Origin of the sequence: Bacillus sp. JJ664, from assembly GCF_036962205.1 — a bacterium.
Lineage (GTDB): Bacteria > Bacillota > Bacilli > Bacillales > Bacillaceae_G > Gottfriedia.
In genome coordinates this window covers 1-1249 of the sequence record NZ_JBALMS010000176.1, presented here as the reverse complement: position 1 = coordinate 1249, position 1249 = coordinate 1, and the positions used below count along the sequence as shown (strand labels likewise).

The 1249-nt window shown below is 33.5% G+C and carries 1 protein-coding gene and 1 pseudogene; both read left to right on the top strand.

Annotated elements, in window-relative coordinates; genetic code table 11:
* Positions 1-745: RNA polymerase sigma factor RpoD (gene rpoD / locus V7056_RS19585; protein ID WP_499704067.1), on the top strand; the 745-nt coding region annotated here is incomplete at its 5' end.
* A 195-nt stretch (positions 746-940) separates the two neighbouring features.
* Positions 941-1249 (top strand): annotated as a pseudogene (locus tag V7056_RS19580) (hypothetical protein); the annotation flags it as partial.

Below are 1249 nucleotides of genomic sequence, written 5' to 3'. Positions count from 1 at the left end.
AAAACGTATTGAAGAAGGCGATGAAGAAGCGAAACGCCGCCTAGCTGAAGCAAACTTACGTTTAGTAGTAAGTATTGCAAAACGTTATGTAGGACGTGGAATGCTATTCTTAGACCTAATTCAAGAAGGAAATATGGGATTAATTAAAGCTGTAGAAAAATTTGATTACCGTAAAGGTTACAAATTTAGTACATATGCTACTTGGTGGATTCGTCAAGCGATTACTCGTGCAATTGCTGACCAAGCTAGAACAATCCGTATTCCAGTACATATGGTTGAAACAATTAATAAACTAATCCGAGTTCAACGTCAATTACTTCAAGATTTGGGTCGTGAGCCATCTCCTGAAGAAATTGGAGAAGAAATGGATTTACCACCTGAAAAAGTAAGAGAAATCTTAAAAATTGCTCAAGAGCCTGTATCTCTTGAAACACCAATTGGTGAAGAAGACGATTCACATTTAGGTGATTTCATTGAAGATTCAGAAGCTACTTCTCCGGCTGAACATGCTGCTTATGAGATGTTAAAAGAACAGCTTGAAGATGTACTTGATACATTAACTGACCGTGAAGAGAACGTACTTCGTTTACGTTTTGGTTTAGATGATGGTCGTACTCGCACTTTAGAAGAAGTTGGTAAGGTGTTTGGTGTAACACGTGAACGTATCCGCCAAATTGAAGCAAAAGCACTTCGTAAGTTACGTCATCCAAGTCGTAGTAAACGATTAAAAGATTTCTTAGAATAGAATATTATAGAAAAGTTTATCCATTTTTGGATAGACTTTTTTTATTTTCAATTTTAACGACTAGGCAAAATGTCATATGAAGAAATTTGTCAAAACCAATCGAATGACCATACTCAAATTCCAATAAAAGTGATATTCTAATAACAAAGTGTGATTTTTCAGAATTTTTTTCGGAAAATCATTGGAGGATGCAATATGGATCAGCAACGAAAACAAATTATCATAAAAGAAATAAAGTTCTGGAAAGAAAATCGTATGTTACCAGAGCAATATTGTGATTATTTATTAAGTATTTATACTGAAGGTGAATTAAGGGATAATTCTCAAGTTTTTGGTTATCATAAATTATGGGCACTCTTAGGAGTTTTACCTATATTAATGATTCCGTTTGTCACCTATATCCTATATTTTACAGAATTGTCTTTAAATTTGCAAATACTCATTTTCCTATCTGTTTTTGTTTTTTTAGGCATCAATGCAGTACTTTTGACATCAAAGAATCTT